The following is an 18,050-nucleotide window of genomic DNA, read 5'->3' on the forward strand; positions in this document are numbered from 1 at the left end:
GTGGTGTTGCGCTCAGGGCCGCTGCGCAGCCCGACCCGAGCGCGAGTTTCCGCCGCCCGCCGTCACCCAGCCCGTGGTCGCGGGCTCGGTGGGCGCGGACAGGTCGAACGCGCGAATGCTCATCCGCCGCGTCCAGTCGTTGCTCGCGAGCCAGTTCGTCCACGCGCCCAGCACCACGCGTCCCCCATGCAACGCGGGCGGAGTGATGTAGGGCGCCTTGCCCGGCAATGCGCACGCGGCCAGCTCCCGCCCGTCATCCACAGCCAGCTCGCGCAGGAACGTGTTGTTCGACGAGTCATCCCCCGTGCACGTGTTGCTCTCCTCGCAGCCTGCTTCCGGCGGACGGTCCACGAGGAGCAGCGAGTCCCGCTGCGTGAGCAGCGGCGACATGGGCCAGGCGCCCACGGCCCGGTGCCACCGTGTCGAGCCGTCCTCCGGGCTCAAGCCGTAGAGGAACGTGCGGCCGGGATGCGCCTCCGTCGGGCAGCCCGCCCCCGTACAGGGCGGAGCCGGAAGCACGAGCATGCCGCTCGCCTGGAACGTCACGCGTCCGAACGCGGAGCTGGACTGACCGAGCGAGAACCAACCGTCCTCCACCGACGCGGTGGCCAGCGTGGCGAGCTTCGCGCCAGTGGCCGCGTCCGCCAGTTCAGCACGGTCCAGCACGAGCCTGCCGCTCTCCACCGCCGTCGGCTGATGCTCACCCGCGCGGCGCACCTGCCAACGCTGCTCGCCCTCCGGCGAGTACGAGAAGAGCGTCGTCTCTCCAGCGGCCGGGGCGAAGGAGCCGCCGTAGACGTTGCCCTCCGCGTCCAGCACGAGCGGCGTGCGCACCGCGGGCGTCAGCGCCGTCCAGGCCACCACGCCCGTGTCCGCTCGCAGCGCCACGAGCAGCGTCTTCCCGTCCTCATCCTCGAACACGTGCCGCACCACCGCGAACACGTACGGCGCTCCGAGCGACACCGAGTCGACGATGAACGACAGGCCCGCCTGTGGGTCCTCGGAGCGCAGCTTCGCGAGGTCCACGTTCCACAGTTCGCGCCCATCCTCGAGCGCCTGTGCGGAGAGTGTCGCGCCTCCGGACGTCAGGAACAGGCGCTCCGCATCCACCGCGTGCACGGCCGTCTGCCTCGCGCGTGGCAGCAACAAGCGATAGCGGATGGCGCCGTCGCGCGTGGCGGAGACGAGGTGGCACCGGAGCTGGCTCGGGTCCTTGTCCGACCAGTACGCGCTGTCGCACTCCGTCCAGTACGTCCGGCCCTCCGCGTCCATCGTCCCGCGGAAGTCCACGCTCTGGTCCCACGCGGCGTCATGGCTCCACGCCAGCCGCGCCGTGCCGTCCGGACCCGAGCATGTCGCGGCGGGCGCCGGCTGCTCGGGCACACCCGCGTCGACGGGAGGCTCCTGCACCACCACCGGGCCTCCCGTGCCGAGGGGCGGCGGCTCGGGGCTGGGAGTCACCTCTCCGGCGGGGACTTCCGCCGCCGGTGCACCACCGTTGTCCGCCGAACACCCCGCCCATACACACGCGCCCAGCACCACACCCCACCACTGCCTCACGCCCGACCTCCTCACCGCGAAGCACCCGAGCCGTCCGGGCGATGGCGGACACTGGGGATGGGGTGCTCGTGGCGCAACGGTGCCCGGCCGCGAGTGGCGGCCCGGCAGCCGGTCAGGCGGAATGGGAGTGAAGTCTCAGCCCAGCTCGCCGCCGTCGATGGCGTACGCCGCGCCGGTGATGCCGCCCGCCGCGTCGGACGCAAGGAAGGCGCAGAGCGCGGCCACCTCCTCCGGCTGGATGATGCGGCCCATGGCGTTCATCGACGCGAGCGCCTCGCGCGCCTGCTCGTCGGTGCGGCCGGTGGTCTTGCTGATGGCGGCCGTGGCATTGGTGAACATGTCCGTCTCCACCCAGCCCGGATTCACGCAGTTCACCGTGATGTTCTTCTGCGCGTACTCCGACGCCAGCGCGCGCGTCATGCCCAGCAGCGCGTGCTTGGACGCGCAGTACGCCGACGTGTACTTCATCCCGCGCACCGCCGCCATGGAGCCGATGTTGATGACGCGCCCGCCGCCCGCCTTCGCCATCGCCGGCATCAACTCGCGGCAGAGGATGAAGGGCGCGGTGACGTTGACGGCCATGACGCGCGCCAGGTCCTCCGTGCGCGTCTTCGTCAGCGGCGCGGACACGGTGATGCCGGCGTTGTTCACCAACACGCGCGGCGCGCCGTCCGCGAGGATGGTCTTGCTGATGGCGAGCAGCGCGGCCTCGTCCGCCACGTCCACCGCGTGCGGCCGGATGTGCTCACCGCCCTCCGCGCGCAGGGACGTCAGTGCGTCCGCGCTGCGGGCCAGGGCCCATACGCCGTAGCCCTCGCGAGCGAAGGCCAGCGCCACGGCGCGGCCGATACCCCGGCTCGCGCCCGTCACCACCACTGTCTTGCGGGTCGTCGTCATGGGCCCGGAGCCTAGCGCCGGAGATTGATTCCGGCATCAACGCTCGCGCGCCATGAGTGGCTACACGGTGTCAGGAGGTGGGTGCGAGTGCCTCAGGCAGTTTCGCAGAGCGAACGCGCTCGCCGATGCGCTCCAGTCCCTGGCCGGCCCGCGCTCGGGCGTGGACCTCCGCGTAGTCGTCGAACGCCGTGCCGAGCCACCGGTCCAACATGGGCGTGAAGAGGCCGTAGTGTCCCTGGTAGCGCGCGTGGTGCAGCGCATGGAACGTGGGGGTGAAGAAGAGGCGCCCGGCCCAGGAGCGCACGAATCGCTCGGGCAGCCACTCCGTGTTGCCATGGGCGAACACGTTGAGGGCGTAGTTGGTGAGGATGTACGCCATGAGGCCCGCCTGCGTGACTGGCATGAACCGCATGGCGAGGAGGACGAGCCCGAAGCCGCCGCCCATCAGCACCAGCCGCTCCACCACGGAGAAGGACAGCGACGTGAGCGGGTCCGTCACCTGCGCCACGTGGTGCTGCGCGTGGAAGCGGTAGAGCGCGCGCGTGTGCAGCAGGCGGTGCGTCACGTAGAACCACACCTCGAAGCCCACGAACATCCACGCGAAGGTGAGCAACGCGGCGCCGGCGCTGAACGGCGCGAAGCGGTGCGCGTTGGCGGTTCGGAAGGCGGTGATGAGCAGGGCGTCGCACAACACCACGCCCACGGCCGCACGCGCCTCGCCGCGGAGCTGTCCCGGTGCCAGGGCACGGCGGTACACGCGCCAGCGCTCGGCCAGCCGCGTGCGGTCCATCAGGAAGCCCACCGTCACCGGCACGGCCTTCACCAGTCCCGAGACGACGAAGACGACGGGCAGCAGCAGCAGGTAGGGAGTGACCATGGCCTGAGGATGGTAACCCCAGGGCCCGCGCGAAGTTGCGGGCGGGGTGTGGCCCCGCGAAGTCGCCACGAAAAGAAAAACCCTCCCCCGGTGGTCCGGAGGAGGGTGGGGTGAACGGGAAAGGGGCTGGCTCAGCCGCCGACGTTGGTGCCGCCCTCGGGCTTCTGCTCGGAGGACTCCTCGGCCGCGCCCTCGGGAGCGGCCTGGGCTTCTTCCGCACCGCCCTCGGCCGCGGCCTGGGCTTCTTCCGCACCGCCCTCGGCTTCTGACTCGTCCGGCAGTTCCGGCGCGGTGCCGGCGGCCTCCGCCGCCTGCTGCGCCTTCAACTCCTCGTCGTTCATGAAGCCGATGGGGCTGTCCTTGCGGTTGAGGAAGCGCACGGCCTTCTTCGACAGCGCGAACATCTGCTCCGCCGCCGCCGCGGGCACCAGCGAGTGCTCGATTTGCGCCGGCTCCGGCCGCTCCACCACGCCGAGCTCGCCGTCCTCGAGCTGCTTCGCCTGCGCCGGGCTCAGCTCCAGCCGCCGCAGCTTGCCCTTGCGGGTCATGAAGTAGAACGCCGTCTCGCCCGGCTCGACGGCCACCTGCGAGCCGAGCACCAGCTCCCTCAGCGCCCGGTCCAGCTCCACCTGCTTCTTGGACTCGGCGCGCTGATAGGCCTTGGAGCCCGGCATCGGCGGCAGCTTGGGGATGGCCTTCTCAGGGGGGGAGGCCGCCCCCCCCGTACCGAAGCGGGGAATCGGGCCACCGGGACGGCCACCGCCGCCGGGACGGCCGCCACCGGCCGGACGGCCACCGCCGCCGGGGCCGAAGCGCCCGCCTCCCGAGGGGGGACGGCCACCGGCCTCGCGGCGGCCACCGCTGTCGCGGGTACCGCCCTCGCGGCTCGGCGGACCGCCGTGTGTCCGGTTCTCGTCACGCGGGGGGCCGGAACGGTTGCCGCCTGGACGCCCGCCCTCCTGGGAGGACTGCCTCCGGGCTTCCGTCTGGCTGGCCGAGGACTCCACCTTCTTGGTCTGTTCCTCGGTGACGAGGCCCGCCTTCAACAACTTGTCGCGCAGGTTCTGCATGAGTTGGGCGTTCTATCCCTTGCACGGCCGCACGCAAGCCACTGCTTGCCGCTCCTGTATGCCCCACGTAACTTGCCGCCCCTGCCGCACCCCTCTGGAGGAGCCGTGAGCCGTTCGATGAAGTCCGCCTTCACCCTCGCCCTGGCGTTGGCTGCCGCGGGCTGTTCAGACCCGGTCGACAAGGCGGCCAAGGCCCGCATCTTCTCACCGGAGGACCCGCCGAAGGTGGTGGCGTCCGCGAAGCAGAAGCTGCCCCCCGAGGACGTCGCCAGCAACCCCCAGGTGGCCCGCCGCATCCTGGGCATGGACGCCGCCGAGGTGACCGAGCGGCTGGGGCCCCACAAGTTCCAGTCCACCGTCTCCTATGAGTGGGCCTCCGCCAACTCCAACCCGGTGAAGCTCACCGAGACGCGCACCTTCCGCGCCGGCCCCGGCGGCGTCAGCGGGGACTTCCACGGCGTCATGGAGAACTCGCGGGACCAGGGCCTGGAGGTCATGCGCGTGGGCGGCCAGGTGTTCGCCCGCAACCGCTACGGCCCGTTCCGCCAGCGCCTGCGCGACCGCGGCATGGCCGAGCGCACCCGCGCCGAATTGACTGGCGCCATCCGCGACTTCGACAGCCTCTTCCAGGGCCGCCTCAAGCTCACCCCGGACGGCACCGTCACCTACGAGGGCCGCACCGCGTGGAAGTACACGGTGACGCTGGCCCCCGCGCCGGAGGGCACCACCACCCGGACGCTGCCCACCGCGTTCGCTCCCAAGGGGGGCGCCGACGAGAGCACGCGCCGCCGCGGCAACTTCTTCGCCCACCGCGTGCCCCGCTCGCTGGACGGCGAGGTGGTGGTGGACGCCGACACGTCCGTGGTCCTCAAGGCCCGGCTGGACGGCCGCATCGACGTGCCCGCGGACAAGACGCCCGAGGCCGCCGAGCTGCGCCTGACGCTCGAGTCCGCGCTCTCCGAGATTGGCCGCCAGGACCCGCCGCTCACGCCGCCGGAGAACTTCCTCCCCGACGCGGACAAGCCCCAGGGTATCGCCGACGCGCTGGACACCTTCGGCATCGAGCGCAAGAAGCCCGAGGGCGCCGACAAGGACAAGGCCGCCGGCGAGGGTGGCCCCGCCGAGCCCGAGGACGAAGAGGCGCAGTGAGCTGGAGCCTCCCGGCCTGAGGAAGGGGCCGCTCCGAGGGACGGCCTTGACCGTGGACGACGCGGCCGGGCCATTGATTCGCGGCGCCGGGGCCACCGGGTGCGGCGCGCCCCTGGCCCCCGCGTCATGCAGGTTGCCTCCCCTGGGAAGGAGGCTGCTCGCCTGCCCTGACCGGTCCGCCCGGACAGGGGTGGCAGGGCGCCCCTGTCCGCCCCCGCAAATCACTGACTTCATTGACCTTTCGGGCGTGGCGTGTGCCTTGCTCAGGGTCGGGGCATGCGCCGTCTCGCCGTCATCGCCGCCTGTCTCGCCGGGCTCTTCGCACCCGTGGTGCTTGCCGAGCCGCCCCTGCGCAACCTGGGCATCACCATTGCGCCGGTGGGGGCCTACGTCATGACGGACGCGGATGGGGCCCACGAGCGTGGCTACACCGCGAGCCTCGCCTGGGGCTACCGCAAGGACTTCGCCATCATGGAGGTGGGCGGCCATGTGGCCACCAGCCGGCGGCGCACCGAGGCCACGCCCATGTCCATCCGGATTACGCCGCCGGGCTCCCGGCGCGTGCGGCCCTACCTGGGCGCCGGGGCCAGCCTGCTGGTGGCCCACGAAAAGGACGACGCGGCCGCCTCACGCGCGCTGCAGGTGGGCGCGGAGCTGTGCGGCGGGGTGGGTGTGGAGCTGGGACGCCAGCTCTTCCTCTCCGCCGAGGCCCGCTACCAGAACTTCTCCGCCGGGGGAGACCCGTTCTCCGGTGAACGGCAGGCTCTGACTTCCGGGTACCTCGGGCTGGGCTTCCGTTTGTAGCCCGACACCCCGGGCGCTACAGCCCGGCAGCGACCTGTTGGAAGAAAATTTGCGCTCACTCTTGCGTCCTCTACAATCCCCGACGGTTGCGGCCCAGACGCGTCCGACATGTACGGGCGTTCAGCGGGCTATACAGCAAGGGAGCGGCGATGGAGCGCAAGGTCGGAAGTAGCACGGTGACGGCCAAGGAGGTCAAGGCGGCGCTGGAGAAGACGCGCACGCTGACGGCCGAGGAGGAGAGGGTTCTGCGCATGCGGCACGGTGCGGGCGCTTCCAGCACCCGTGCTCCGCTTCCCCGCGCCGCCGGTGACAACGAGGAGCTGGGCGACGAGCTTCTGGTCATTGAAATGCAGTTGCTGAAGGCCATGCGCGCCCGCGCGGGCGGCAAGCCGGTGGCCAGCGGCAACAACAAGCAGACGATGGCCCCGGCGCCCGCACCCGCCAAGGCCTCGACGAACGCGACCAAGGACAAGATCGTCCGGGCGCTCCGCAAGAAGAAGTAGTCCTCTCGCGGAGTCACCCCTAGCGGTTGAGGATGGCCACGAGGCGCTCCCCGGCCTCGGGCATTGCCAGTGGCGTGCCCGAGACCTCCGTTGCCAGGCCTTCCGCGTCGTCGGTACCTCCCCGCGCGAACAGCCCCTTGAGCCAGGCGGCGGCGGTGGGATTCCTCCAGAAGTCCTCGTTGAAGCGCTCCATGAGGCGGGCGGTGAGCCGCGTCTCAAGGGCCCAGGCGCGCAGGTAGTTCGCCACGTAGAGCTGCGGGTCCACGTCCTGGAGGAAGAAGCCCGGGTGCGGCTCCACGAAGAGCGCCTGGCGCTGGCCGTCCGCGTACTCGTCCGCGCGCTCCGCCGAGGGGCCACGCGTCAGCAATGACAGCTCGTAGGACAGCTTCGCGCAGTGGCGGCGCAGCACGGTGAGGGCCTGGAAGGCGGCCAGCCGCACCGAGTCGCGCGCGGCCATGGCCGGCAGGTCCAGGTAGCGCTTGAGCCAGCCGGGGGACAGGAGCAGCCGCTCGAAGACGGCGGCGTAGCCTTCCGTCACCGAGGCGTCTCCCAGGCGGCGCAGCTCCACGGGGTGGTTCTCCGACACGTGGGCGCGGTGCTGCGCGTGGCCCATCTCGTGGAGGAGGGCGGCCAGCGCGTCCATGCCGCCGCGCCGCTGAACCACGAGGCGCACCTCGCCGGGCACGCGCACGCTGGCGACGAAGGGGCGCGAGGCCTTGCCGGGGCGGGCCTCGTCGTCGATGCGGATGCGGCCCTCCGCGTTGGGCGTGAGGCCCCACTCGCCGAGCCAGCGCACCACGGCGGGCCAGGCGTCCTCGCGGCGGTAGAAGGTGTCCATCCACGGCGTCTGGAGCGCGTGCTGGAGGTCATGCCGGCGCGCCTCGCCGCCGGGCAGCGGGCGCAGCAGCGGGTCCACCTTCTTGAGGACGTAGGCGAGCACGTCGCGGTAGGCGTCCTCGGTGCGGCGGAGCGTCTCGGCGGCGGCCTCGGCGAGCTTGCCGTAGTCGATGCCGGTGACGTCCTGGCGCAGGGAGGGGTAGTCCTTCGCGCCCAGCCGCTCCGCAGCACGGAGGGCGGCCTCGCGCCGGTCCGAGTAGGGGCCCCGGTGCTCCCAGAGGAAGTTGCCGGCGGCGCGCTCCAGCAGGGTGCGGCGGCCGCGCGAGGTGTCGCGGGGGAGCTGCTCGAGCACCTCGGCGAGGGAGAGCGTCCGGTCATCGACGGGGAGCTGGGATTGGGCCTCCAGGGTGGCCACGGCCTCGGCGGGACGGGCGGCGAGCGCCTCCTCGACCTGCGTGGCCACGAGCTCACGGAGGAGCTGGATGCGGCGGACGGCGAGGGGCTCGTCCTTCGTGCGGGCCTTGGCGAGGGCCTCGTTGGCGGCGGCGAAGGTGTCCGGCGAGGACAGCTCGGGGAAGGAGGCGTAGAGGCTGGAGATGGGCAGGCCCGGTGAGAGGCCGGCGCCGTGCCGGTAGTGGAGCGTGGCCAGCTCGGCGAGGAAGTCGTCCAGCCGCGTGCGCACGGAGTGCAGGGGACGGTCCATGGGGCGCGGAAGGTAACAGGAAGCAGGCGGCGCGGAAGGGCGATGCGGGCGTAGAGTGCCGCCGCATGACACCTCCGCCCGTCGCAGGGATGGATGGGGCTGCCGGTGGCGCACGGCGGCGGGATGGGGTGGAGGGGCCTGCCCGGATGCATGGCCGGAATGGGCGCGGGGGGCGGAGTCGGGCTTGCAGGGCGGAGAGTTCCTCGTGTGAGTGAGGTGGGGTCGTGAAGCGAAGGACGTTCCGCGCGGAGGGCGCGGTGGTGGGGCGGGCCGTGGCGGACGCGGTGGCTTCCGAGCTGGGCATTCCGGCGGCGGAGGCGCACAAGCTCGTGGACGTGGGCGCGGTGTACATCGCCGGGCGGCGAAGCCGGGACGCGAAGGCGAAGCTCACTTCGGGGCAGGTGGTGATGGTGGTGCTGGAGGAGGGCGGGCAGAGCGCCCTGGCCGAGACCACTCCCGCCCCGGCGCTGCGCGTGCTCTACGAGGACTCGGACGTCATCGCCGTGGACAAGCCGGCGGGACTGACGGCGCAGCCCACGGAAGGTCGCGTGGGCGGCAGTCTGGTGGACCTCGTGAGCGCGCACCTGGGCCACGAGGCGGGGCTGGTGCATCGGCTGGACCGCGAGACGTCCGGCGTCACGGTGTTCGGCAAGACGGCGGAGGCCACGTCCGCTCTCGCCGGTGAGTTTCGCGAGGGAACGGCGCGCAAGCGGTACGTCGCGGCCACGGGCCCGGGGCTGCCGCCCTCGGGGACGGTGGACCTGCCGCTGTCGAAGGACCCTTCACGTCCCGGGCGTTGGCGGGCCACTCGCGCGGCCAACGGCGTGCCCGCGCTGACGCACTTCCGCACGCTCTACGCGGGACCGGAGCTCTGCGTGGTGGAGCTGCTGCCGCAGACGGGACGCACGCACCAGCTCCGCGCGCACCTGACGGCGCTCGGGGCGCCGATTCTCGGGGACGCGCGCTATGGCGGGGCGAAGCGGGCTGGTGGAGTGGAGGCGCCTCGCTGTCTGCTGCACGCGCAGGCGCTGGAGCTGGGACACCCGCGCACGGGCAAGGTGCTGCGCGTGGAGTCGCCGGTGCCAGAGGACCTGATGCGCTTCTTCACGGCGGCGGGGGTCGCGGCTCCTCAGGGGCCCATCGAAGCGACGTGAGCCGCGCCCGTGACGTGAGGAGGCTCTGCCCCGTCACGCCGCGCAGGTGAAGTCCCGGCCCTCCACCCAGCCTCGCGATGCCAGGTCCGCGCGAATCTCCTCCCGCGCCCAGCGCACGCCCACGCAGACGAGCAGGTGGCCTCGTCCCGGCGGACCGAGCGCGTCGGGAGATACCACGGGTGTGTCCTGGATGCGCGTGCCCACCTTGCGCGGGTGGACCTCCACGAAGCGCTCCACCGTGGCGCCCTCTTCGCGGAGGAAGCGCGCCAGTGTCTTGCCGCTCGGGCCCGCGCCCCACACGGTGCAGGGACGCCCATCCGCGAGCGGCCCGCGTCCTCGCACGAGGTAGCGCGCCTTCGTCCAGGTGAAGCGCTTCACCGCGTAACGCGGGTCCGTCCACGTGAGTCGCTGGCTGCTGTCCCTCCAGCGCAGCAGCACCACCCCGACGTTCCGCATGCCGTGGCCCCGGTCCATCAGCTCCAGCCACAGCGCGTAGTCCTCCGGGAAGTCGCCATGGCGCCAGCCTCCCGCGGCCACCACGGCCTCGCGCCGCAGGCAGACGGAGGGGTGACACACGGGGCTCTCGATGAAGCGCTCGCGGAAGAGGCGCTCGGCGGAGGTGAGGCCGTTGAGCCAGGCCGCATACGCCTGGAGCGAGGGGCTCACCGGCTGGTCGTCCCGGAACAACTCCACGCCCGTGCCCACGCCGGCCAGGTGCGGCTCTGCCTCCAGGGCGGCGACGCTCGCCTCCAGCCGGCGGGGGAGGGCCTCGTCGTCCGCGTCCATCCGGGCCACGTAGGGCGAGGTGGCCGCTCCGAGCCCCAGGTTCAGGGCCGCCACCAGCCCCCGGCCCCCGCCGTCAAGGACCTCCACCCGAGCGTCCCGGGCCGCGAGCCCCTCCAGGATGCGGCGCGTACCGTCAGTGGAGCCGTCGTCCACCGCGAGGATGCGGACCTCCCGGAGGGTGCCTTCCAGGAGGCCCTCCACGGCCCGGGCCACGGTGGACTCTGCATTTCTTGCAGGGAAAAGGACGGTAACAACCGGGAGGGGCATCGTTGTGTAGACTGCCGCACCCATGGGTGGCGTGAGAAACGGCAAGAGCGCCGGCACGCCGGAGCCCGCGGCCGCCCGCCAGGACGCGCTGCGAGCCGGCGCGCCCGACGCGAAGCCGGAGGAGGCTGCGCAAGACACGGTGGACCGGCACCTCCGGTCCGCCGTCGGATTGTTGCGAGAGGGCTCCGCCGCCCGAGCCTTCGGCCAGCTCGCCCGAGCCAGCCGCACCGAGCCCATGACGCCGCGCCTGGCCGCCGCGCTCGTCCGCTTCGCCCTGCTCGCCGGCACCGAGGCCGCCGCCATCACCCTGCTGGATGCCTCGCAGGGCTCGACCTCCGAGGTGCGCCGAGCGGTGCGGCGGCAGCTCGCGAGGGTGTTGCGGAGGGTGGGGCAGGTGCCTCGCGCCATCTCCGCGCTGGAGGCCGTGCTGGCGGACCGGCCCGAGGACCGTCGGGCCCGGCGCGTGCTTCGGGTGCTTCGGGAGCGGGAGACGCGGCCGCAGGCCGGTGAGCCCGTTGCCGGTGGGGTGCTGGGGAAGCTTCCGACCCGGAAGGCCGGAGTGCAGGCCCCGGCGGTCTGGGACGAGGACTCGGGCTACCGGGAGGACACGCTGGTCGAGGAGGACTCCGGCTCGGGAGCGGCCGTGCCTCGCGAGCGGACCGCCGTGGCCTTTCCCACGGCGGAGCCTCCGGAGCCTCGTGAGAAGACGGCAGTGGCCTTCCCCTCGGCGACACCTCCTGCTCCGCACGTGCCCTGGTCCGTACCGGGACGGGCGGCTGACGTGTCTCCGGCTGAGTCGCGTTCGAGGACGGAGACTGAGCTTCCGGCGGCAGGCGGGGCACCGGGCCTGGAGTCGCCTGTGGCGCGTTCGAAGACGGAAGAGGTTCCGGCGTTGGATGGGGACTCACCCAAGGAAGAGCACCACTCGATGGCGAAGGCTCCTGTCGCGGGAGCCACGCTGGGGGCTTCATCGGGCGATGCGCGCAAGACCGTGGTGGAGCTGCCCGCGGTCGGTGTGGCTTCGAGCGCTTCCGCCCCTGATTCGCGCCCGACCGTGATGGAGATGCCGGCGGTCGGCATGCTCGCGAACGAGCCATCCACCGGGACCCGCAAGTCCGCGGTGGGGCTGCCTGTCACGGGCGCGGCATCGAGCCAACCCTCTTCCGGACGGCGCACGGAGCGCGGCGGCGGAGCGCCAGACCTGTCCGTGCCGTGGCCCGAGTCCCCCGCGGAGCTCGATGAGGAGCCCCCGGCGCGAGACAGCCGCGCACAGTCTCCTCGCGCCAAAGCCTGGGCAGACGACGAGACGACGGGCGAGGTCACTTCCGAATCGCCGCCGCCCCCTCTGGAGGACGCGCCTGGGGGAGCGTCGTCGCGAGCGAAGTCCCCCGAGAAGGGGACGCCTCGTACCCCCACGGCGCCTCCCGAACGCTTGGAGCGTGCGCAGGCTTCTGCCTCGGCCTCGAACGCTTCCGAGCAGGACGATGCTGTCGCTCCGGCCTCCCCCGTGGATACGCAGGAAGTCTCCATGGCGGACCTGGAGGCCGCGCTCTCGGGTGCGAGCCGGACGGGGGACGCTCCTGCTCGCGGTGAGGCTCCACCGTCATCCCTCGCGAGACGCGGCCACACGGACGACACGGACCCGGCGGCGAAGGCCCCGCTGGCCGCGGTAGCCAGCCGGGCGTCCAGCTCGCGAGCCGAGGAACTGGAGGAGTTGGTCCGCTCGCAGAAGCTGGAGGCCCAGCTCATCGCGCGTCAGGCATGGCGCGAGCTGGCGCAGCTCTACCTCAAGCGCGCGGACCGGGCGAAGGACGCGACCGTGCGAGCGGAGGCCCTGACGCGCCTCGCGGAGGTGATGGAGAACGAGCTCCAGGACCCCGCCGGCGCCGCGCGCATGTACCGGGAAATCGTCGAGCTGACCGGTGACCGCGCCGCGCTCCGTGAGCAGGTGCGGCTGCTGTCCACGCGCGGCGATGCGTCCCTGGTGCGGCGCGCGCTCGACGAGGCCATCCAGCGGGCCCGCACGTCCCGGGCTCGCGCGGGTGCGCTGCTGACTCGCGGCGAACGCTGGCTCCACCTGGGCGAGCCTCGCAAGGCACGCGCGGACTTCGAGGCGGCGGAGGCGCTCGTGCCGGGGATGCTGCCCGTGCTCGCGGGGCTCCTCCGCTGTGTCTCCGACGCGGAGCGCCCCACCATCGCCGAGCGGCTGCGCATCGCGCTCGCCGCCGCGCCGCGCCGCGCGCTCGACAGGCTCGAAGGGCTGCGCATGCTCGCGCAGGCCGCGGAGGAGTCGCTGGGCGACCTGCGCATGGCCCAGTGGGCCTGGACGGAGGTGCTCGCGGAGAACCCCGACAGCGAGCACGCCCGAGCGCAGTTGCTGGCGCTCGCGCGGAAGCTGGGGGACCCGAAGGCACTCGGTCATCTCCTTCGGGCACAGCTTGCGCACGAGGCGCGAGGCCTCGCCGCGCGTCATGCCCGCTTGGAGTTGGTGGCCACGCTGGACGCGCTGGGAGATGAGGACGGCGCGCTGAACGAATTGCGGCAGGCGGTGCGCTACGAGCCCGGCCACAAGGAGGCATGGCTGCTGCTGGTGGACCGCCTCACCGCGCGCGGGAACATGGGCGAGGCCGCATGGGCGCTGGAGCACGGGGCCTCGGCGACGGAAGACGAGCTGGAGCGCGAGCAGACCTGGGAGCGGCTCGCGAGGCTGTGGCGGGACGTCCTGCGCAATCCCGAGCGTGCACAGGTCTACGCGCGTCGCGCGGAGGGCCTGCGACAGGCGCGCGAGGAGCGGGACCTTCCGCCGCCCGAGCCGCCTCGCAGCGCCACGCCCCGCCGTGAGCCGAGCGGGCCGAAGTCGCCGCTCGTCCCGGCTCCCGCGACGTTGTCGCTCACGCCCTCGGGCATCGCGGCGCTCGCCAACGAGGTCACCTCCAACACGGATGTCGGGCCCGTGCCCGCTGCCGTCGATGCACCGGCCGCCAGCAAGGAGGAAGCCGGAGCGAAGGGACGCAAGGCCGAGGAGCCCGCACCGAAAGCGTCGGCCCGTGAGAAGGCCAGGGCCGAGCGGGCCTCGGCGTCTCCTGGAGGGAAGAAGGCTCAGTCCAAGGGAGAGCCGGAGTCGCGCGAGGAACGCGCAGCGCCTCCCTCTGGAGGCAGCGGAGCTCCGTCCGCCGCGAAAGCGGGGGCCGCGTCGCCAAGAGGGGAACGCGCGTCCGCACCAGGTGGTGCACCTTCTGCTCCGAGCTCGCCAGCTACACCGCCAGCTCGCGCTGAACAGCGCGCTTCCGCGCCCTCGGCTCCGTCCACCCGTGCGGAGCCGCGCGCCACCGCCGCGCGAGAGGCCGTCCCCGCATCTCCGCCCCGCGGTCCCGCCTCCCGGAAGGACAAGGGCGCCCCGCCACCGAAGCCCCCGCTACTCCTCCCCGTCGACGAGCCCTCCGTCGTGGCGACCCGGGCCCTTGGCTTCAACAGCACTCGCGCCGAGAAGGCCGTGGACCCCACGGACGAAGAGCCCATCGACCTGGGCTCGGCCCCCGTCGCCGACACGCGCGTCATCTCCTGGGAAGCGCCTCCCGGCCGCATGGACCCGGTGCGCCGCATCGTCCGCTCGCGCCCGGAAGGCACCGCCTCCATCTCCGTCCCGGCCCGCCCGGCCCCCGCGAAGCCTCCCGAGTCCGCGCCTCGCGTCGGCCCCGGTGCTACCGAGACGCGCGAGGCCCCCGTCGTCTCCGAGCCGTCCCCCGACACCGAGCCCAACTTCTTCCGGCACCTCCGGGAGCGCCCGCTCGACCCGAAGCCCTACCGCGAGTCCGCGGAGTACTTCGACAGCCGCAAGGACACCGGCCGCGCCACGCTGATGCGCGAAATCGCCGACGCGCTCGAAGGCCGCGAGACGCCCACGCCTCCGCGCCCCCAGCGCCCACCGCTCACCTCGGAGGAGCGCGCCGGCCTGCGCCACCCCGGCCTCCGCACTCCCTCGGGCGAGCTGCTCGCGCTCGCCGGCCTCGCGCTCTGCCGCCTCTTCCCCGCGCAGGGCCGCGCCGCCGGCGCCTCCGAGCCCCTGCGCGCCACCTCCGGTCCCGGCGCCCCCGCCGTCCTCGACGCGCTCCACGCCTCCGCGCGCCTGCTCGACGTCCACCTGCCCGAGCTCGTTCTCGCCGAGGACGAGGGCCCGCCCTTCACCGCCGTCCACGCGGGCCAGCCGCGCCTGCTCGTGGGACGGCTCGCGCTGCAGCAGCCTCCGTCCGCCGCCGAGCTGCGCTTCCACGCCGGCCGCGCGCTGCTGTCGCTGTCCCCGGACCTGCTCGCCCTGCGCGCGCTCAAGGGCGGCCAGCTCCTGCGCGCCCTGGCCCTCCTGTCCACCATCCTCAAGGACCCGCGCGCCTCCAGCCCCGAGGCCCGAGTGGTGCGCGAGTCCCTCTCACCGCGCGCCCTGGAGCGTGCCGTCGCCCTGCTGGAGCCCGGCACGCGCGACTTCAACGCCTCCGCGCTCGCGGACGCAGCCCGCGACTCCGCCAACCGCGCGGGGCTCGTCGCCTGCGGTGGCATGGGCCCGGCGCTCGCCGTGCTGCGCGCGCGCCACAACCCGGAGGCGGAGGTGGTGGAGTTGCTGCGCTTCGCCGCGTCCGAGCGCTACCTCGAGCTGCGCGCGCCGCGCTGACTCACTGCAACTGCAGGCGGATGGTGAGCGCCAGCAGGCGGCCCGTCCCATCCCCGAGGTCATGGCGGTAGGCGATGTCCAACCCGCCGCCGCCCTCCGAGATGAAGCCCAGGCCCGTGCTGAGCTGGGACACCTTCCGGAAGCCGTCGTACGTGTAGCCCGCGCGCACCGGCAGAACCTGCCCGACGAGGTACTCCGCGCCCGCGGCGTACGTGAAGATGTCCTTCTCGGCGGAGTCGAAGTCCGCGCGCACGTCGGCGGCCACCGAGAACTGCTGCGTGAGGAAGCCCAGGTGCGCCGAGTAGTAGCGCGTCAGCTCCACGTTGTCGGTATTGATGATGTTGTGAGCGGACACGCCGGCCATGAAGTTCGGGACGGGCCGCAGGAGCAGGCCCGCGTCCCCGGTGACGGAGTTCGCGTAGCGCGAATCACCGCTCAGCCGCAGGTAGCGCACCGCCGCGCCCAGCATCACCGCCTGGCTCAGGGGCAGGCCCGCCGCCAGCGAGCTCAGGTGCGCGCTGGAGCGCGCGCCGCCGCGGCCCAGGCTCACCCAGTGGTAGTCGACGCCCATGGCGAGCCGGCCCATGGACGCGTCCAAGACCGAGATGCCGAGCAGACCTTCCTTCTGACTGGCGTCCCACGCGCCCGTGCCCTCCACCCGGTAGGTGGGGAAGAGCGCCATGGCCGCGGGGTTGCCCAGCACGGCCTCGGTGCCCAGGCCCAGTGCACGGTAGGCGCCGCCCATGCCATAGGCCCGGGCGCTCATCACGTCCCGAAGGTCTTCCGCGGGCTGGGCCAGGGCGGCGGTGGACACGCACAGCGCAATCAGCAGGACAGTAGGGCGGAGCGGCATGACGTTGGCATCCTATCCAGCTTGAAGGGGGCGGGGGCCATCAATACATTGCCGGCCCCAAAGGTGGGCTACCTGACCCATTCCGCCTCCGCGACCGGGCGCTCGGCTGCCCGGCTGCTCGCGTGGGCCGTCACGACGGAGAAGCCGTGAAGCGCACCGCCGCACTCCTGGCAGTCCTGGTCTCCTTCGCCGCGGGCGCGTACGTCCTGCCCGGAGGCTCCATCCTGCGTCGCATGGTGGCCGAGCGCGACGAGCTCAACCTCGCGTCGTTCCGCGTGGAGGGCTCGCTCAGCTTCAGCGGCCCCGCGGTGAGGGAAGCCGGCGCGGCGCTGGGCACGCCCACGGACCGCCCGGAGGTGCAGGGTGACGGCGTGCTCTCCGTGCGCGTGCCGGGCCGCTGCCGCTTCGACGCCTCCGTGCCCGACGGCAATGCCCGCGCCGCCGCCATCCTGGCGGGTGGCCGCAAGCGCTCGGAGGGCACCGAGGTGCCGTCCATGTCGGTGCTCGTCTCGACGGTGTGCCCCATTCTCGCCGCCAGCGGCAACGTGCAGGACATGAAGGAGGCGCTGCAGCAGCACCTCCAGACGCTCGGGGTGGAGACGGGGCGCACCGGCCTGGCGCGCTTCGGCGGCGAGGTGGCGTACGTCGTCGGGGAGATGGCCGAGGGCCGCCCGCAGTTCTGGGTGTACAAGGACTCCTTCCGGCCGGCGCGGCTGCGCTACACGGACTCGGCGAACAACGCCTGGGACATCCGCTTCCTCGACTACACCTCGCCGGCCACCGGCGAGTGGATGCCGCGCACGATTGAGGTGTGGCGCGGCGGCCAGCGCGCGCTGCGTTTCACCGCGCTCAAGGGCGACAACCGCGCCACGCTGGCGGACAAGCTCTTCACGCCGTAGCGCGCCGTCACACTCCCGTGCCATTGACGCGGCCCGGCATGAGGGCCGCTCTGTGCGGAGTCGTACCTCGCGCGTCGGGACGCTTGCGGCGCGCGCGGGCGCCGATGAAGAGTCCGCCCGCGCCCGGCCGGGGCTCCACCCGGCCCGCCACGCAAGAGGAGTGACACATGAAGCTGTACGGCCATCCGATGAGCACCTGTACGCGCAAGGTCCTCACCACCCTGGCGGAGAAGGGCCAGGAGGCCCAGTTCGTCCTCGTGGACCTCGCGAAGGGGGAGCAGAAGCAGCCAGCGCACCTGGCGCGCCAGCCGTTCGGTGTCATTCCCGCCTTCGAGGACGACGGCACCATGTTCTACGAGTCGCGCGCCATCATGCGCTACCTGGACCGCAAGCTGCCGGGCACGCCGCTGACGCCGACGAACCCGCGCGCGTACGGGCTGATGGAGCAGTACATCAGCGTGGAGCAGTCGTACTTCAGCCCCGCGGCGATGAAGGTCGTCATGGAGCGCTTCTTCAAGCCGCACATGGGTGGTGGCGCGCCGGACGAGGCCCGTGTCGCGGAAGGCCTGAAGGGCGTGGAGCGGGTGTTCGGCATCGTCGACCCGGTGCTGGGCAAGCAGCAGTTCCTCGCGGGTGACAGCTTCTCCCTCGCCGAGGTGTCGTGGATGCCGTACATGGAGTACTTCGCGCTCTCCGGCGGCGCGGACCTCATCAACCAGCACAAGAACGTGGCTGCGTGGTGGAACCGCGTGAGCGGCCGCCCGTCGTGGAAGAAGGTCGCGGGCAAGTAGCCCGCCGCGCGCTTCCTCACGGCACGGGTGGCATCGACGCCATCCGTGCCCCTCGCGGCACCGTCGAGGCGTGTGTCTCCGGTGCGCATCGCCGCATGCAGGGCCCCCCGCGGCCCGTTTCAGCTTCATGCCTTGCGATGAGCCGCCACCTCCAGGCGCGCTCGCGGCTCATTCCCGCCTCATTTTCCGGCGCGCGAGACGGCCCTAATCACGCCTCCTCCCGGTTGCAAGGAGGGC

14 protein-coding genes are annotated in these 18,050 nt (G+C 72.7%); 7 read left to right on the plus strand and 7 right to left on the minus strand.

Annotated features, from left to right (window positions below):
• Window positions 1-12: 12 nt before the first annotated feature.
• The 4 genes from ACVTJA_RS10195 to ACVTJA_RS10210 all read right to left on the minus strand — a co-directional run bounded on the left by ACVTJA_RS10195 (window position 13) and on the right by ACVTJA_RS10210 (window position 4,404).
• On the minus strand, window positions 13-1,560 hold the full coding sequence (locus ACVTJA_RS10195) for an outer membrane protein assembly factor BamB family protein (protein WP_465835962.1): 1,548 nt from the start codon (window positions 1,558-1,560) through the stop codon (window positions 13-15).
• A gap of 135 nt (window positions 1,561-1,695) precedes the next feature.
• Window positions 1,696-2,457 carry an SDR family NAD(P)-dependent oxidoreductase gene (locus ACVTJA_RS10200; protein WP_465835964.1) on the minus strand — a complete coding sequence of 254 codons (762 nt, stop codon included), beginning with the start codon at window positions 2,455-2,457 and terminating at the stop codon, window positions 1,696-1,698.
• 70 nt (window positions 2,458-2,527) lie between these two features.
• The gene (locus ACVTJA_RS10205) at window positions 2,528-3,334 is read right to left on the minus strand and encodes a sterol desaturase family protein (RefSeq protein WP_465835965.1); all 807 of its coding nucleotides are present in this window, start codon (window positions 3,332-3,334) and stop codon (window positions 2,528-2,530) included.
• 131 nt (window positions 3,335-3,465) lie between these two features.
• Window positions 3,466-4,404 carry a DUF2058 family protein gene (locus ACVTJA_RS10210; RefSeq protein ID WP_465835966.1) on the minus strand — a complete coding sequence of 313 codons (939 nt, stop codon included), beginning with the start codon at window positions 4,402-4,404 and terminating at the stop codon, window positions 3,466-3,468.
• Window positions 4,405-4,509: 105 nt separating this feature from the next.
• Here ACVTJA_RS10210 and ACVTJA_RS10215 point away from each other — a divergent pair, with 105 nt between their 5' ends.
• From ACVTJA_RS10215 to ACVTJA_RS10225, 3 genes are all read left to right on the plus strand, one after another.
• A complete protein-coding gene (locus ACVTJA_RS10215) occupies window positions 4,510-5,553 on the plus strand; it encodes a hypothetical protein (protein ID WP_465835968.1) in 1,044 nt (347 codons plus the stop codon).
• Between the two features lie 276 nt (window positions 5,554-5,829).
• On the plus strand, window positions 5,830-6,357 hold the full coding sequence (locus ACVTJA_RS10220; RefSeq protein WP_465835970.1) for a hypothetical protein: 528 nt from the start codon (window positions 5,830-5,832) through the stop codon (window positions 6,355-6,357).
• A 149-nt stretch (window positions 6,358-6,506) separates the two neighbouring features.
• Window positions 6,507-6,860: a hypothetical protein gene (locus ACVTJA_RS10225; protein ID WP_465835972.1), complete on the plus strand. Its 354-nt coding sequence runs from the start codon at window positions 6,507-6,509 to the stop codon at window positions 6,858-6,860.
• Between the two features lie 19 nt (window positions 6,861-6,879).
• Here ACVTJA_RS10225 and ACVTJA_RS10230 read toward each other — a convergent pair whose 3' ends face one another.
• Entirely contained in the window at window positions 6,880-8,400 is a 1,521-nt protein-coding gene (locus tag ACVTJA_RS10230; protein ID WP_465835974.1) for a gluzincin family metallopeptidase, read from the minus strand.
• A 224-nt stretch (window positions 8,401-8,624) separates the two neighbouring features.
• Between ACVTJA_RS10230 and ACVTJA_RS10235 the strand changes: the two genes are divergently transcribed.
• Window positions 8,625-9,554 (plus strand): RluA family pseudouridine synthase, encoded by a 930-nt coding sequence (locus ACVTJA_RS10235; RefSeq protein WP_465835976.1) that lies wholly within the window; start codon window positions 8,625-8,627, stop codon window positions 9,552-9,554.
• Window positions 9,555-9,587: 33 nt separating this feature from the next.
• On the opposite strand, the gene ACVTJA_RS10240 is transcribed toward ACVTJA_RS10235, so the two are convergent.
• The gene (locus ACVTJA_RS10240; protein WP_465835977.1) at window positions 9,588-10,553 is read right to left on the minus strand and encodes a glycosyltransferase family 2 protein; all 966 of its coding nucleotides are present in this window, start codon (window positions 10,551-10,553) and stop codon (window positions 9,588-9,590) included.
• A gap of 76 nt (window positions 10,554-10,629) precedes the next feature.
• Here ACVTJA_RS10240 and ACVTJA_RS10245 point away from each other — a divergent pair, with 76 nt between their 5' ends.
• Window positions 10,630-15,270, plus strand: a complete 4,641-nt coding sequence (locus ACVTJA_RS10245) for a tetratricopeptide repeat protein (RefSeq protein ID WP_465835979.1) — start codon at window positions 10,630-10,632, stop codon at window positions 15,268-15,270.
• Window position 15,271: 1 nt separating this feature from the next.
• Here ACVTJA_RS10245 and ACVTJA_RS10250 read toward each other — a convergent pair whose 3' ends face one another.
• Window positions 15,272-16,123, minus strand: coding sequence for a hypothetical protein (locus ACVTJA_RS10250; RefSeq protein WP_465835981.1), 852 nt, complete (start codon window positions 16,121-16,123; stop codon window positions 15,272-15,274).
• Window positions 16,124-16,269: 146 nt separating this feature from the next.
• Here ACVTJA_RS10250 and ACVTJA_RS10255 point away from each other — a divergent pair, with 146 nt between their 5' ends.
• A complete protein-coding gene (locus ACVTJA_RS10255; RefSeq protein WP_465835983.1) occupies window positions 16,270-17,022 on the plus strand; it encodes a hypothetical protein in 753 nt (250 codons plus the stop codon).
• Window positions 17,023-17,189: 167 nt separating this feature from the next.
• Window positions 17,190-17,813, plus strand: a complete 624-nt coding sequence (locus ACVTJA_RS10260; protein ID WP_465835985.1) for a glutathione S-transferase family protein — start codon at window positions 17,190-17,192, stop codon at window positions 17,811-17,813.
• The last annotated feature ends 237 nt before the right edge of the window (window positions 17,814-18,050 follow it).

The organism is Pyxidicoccus sp. M6 (assembly GCF_055568925.1).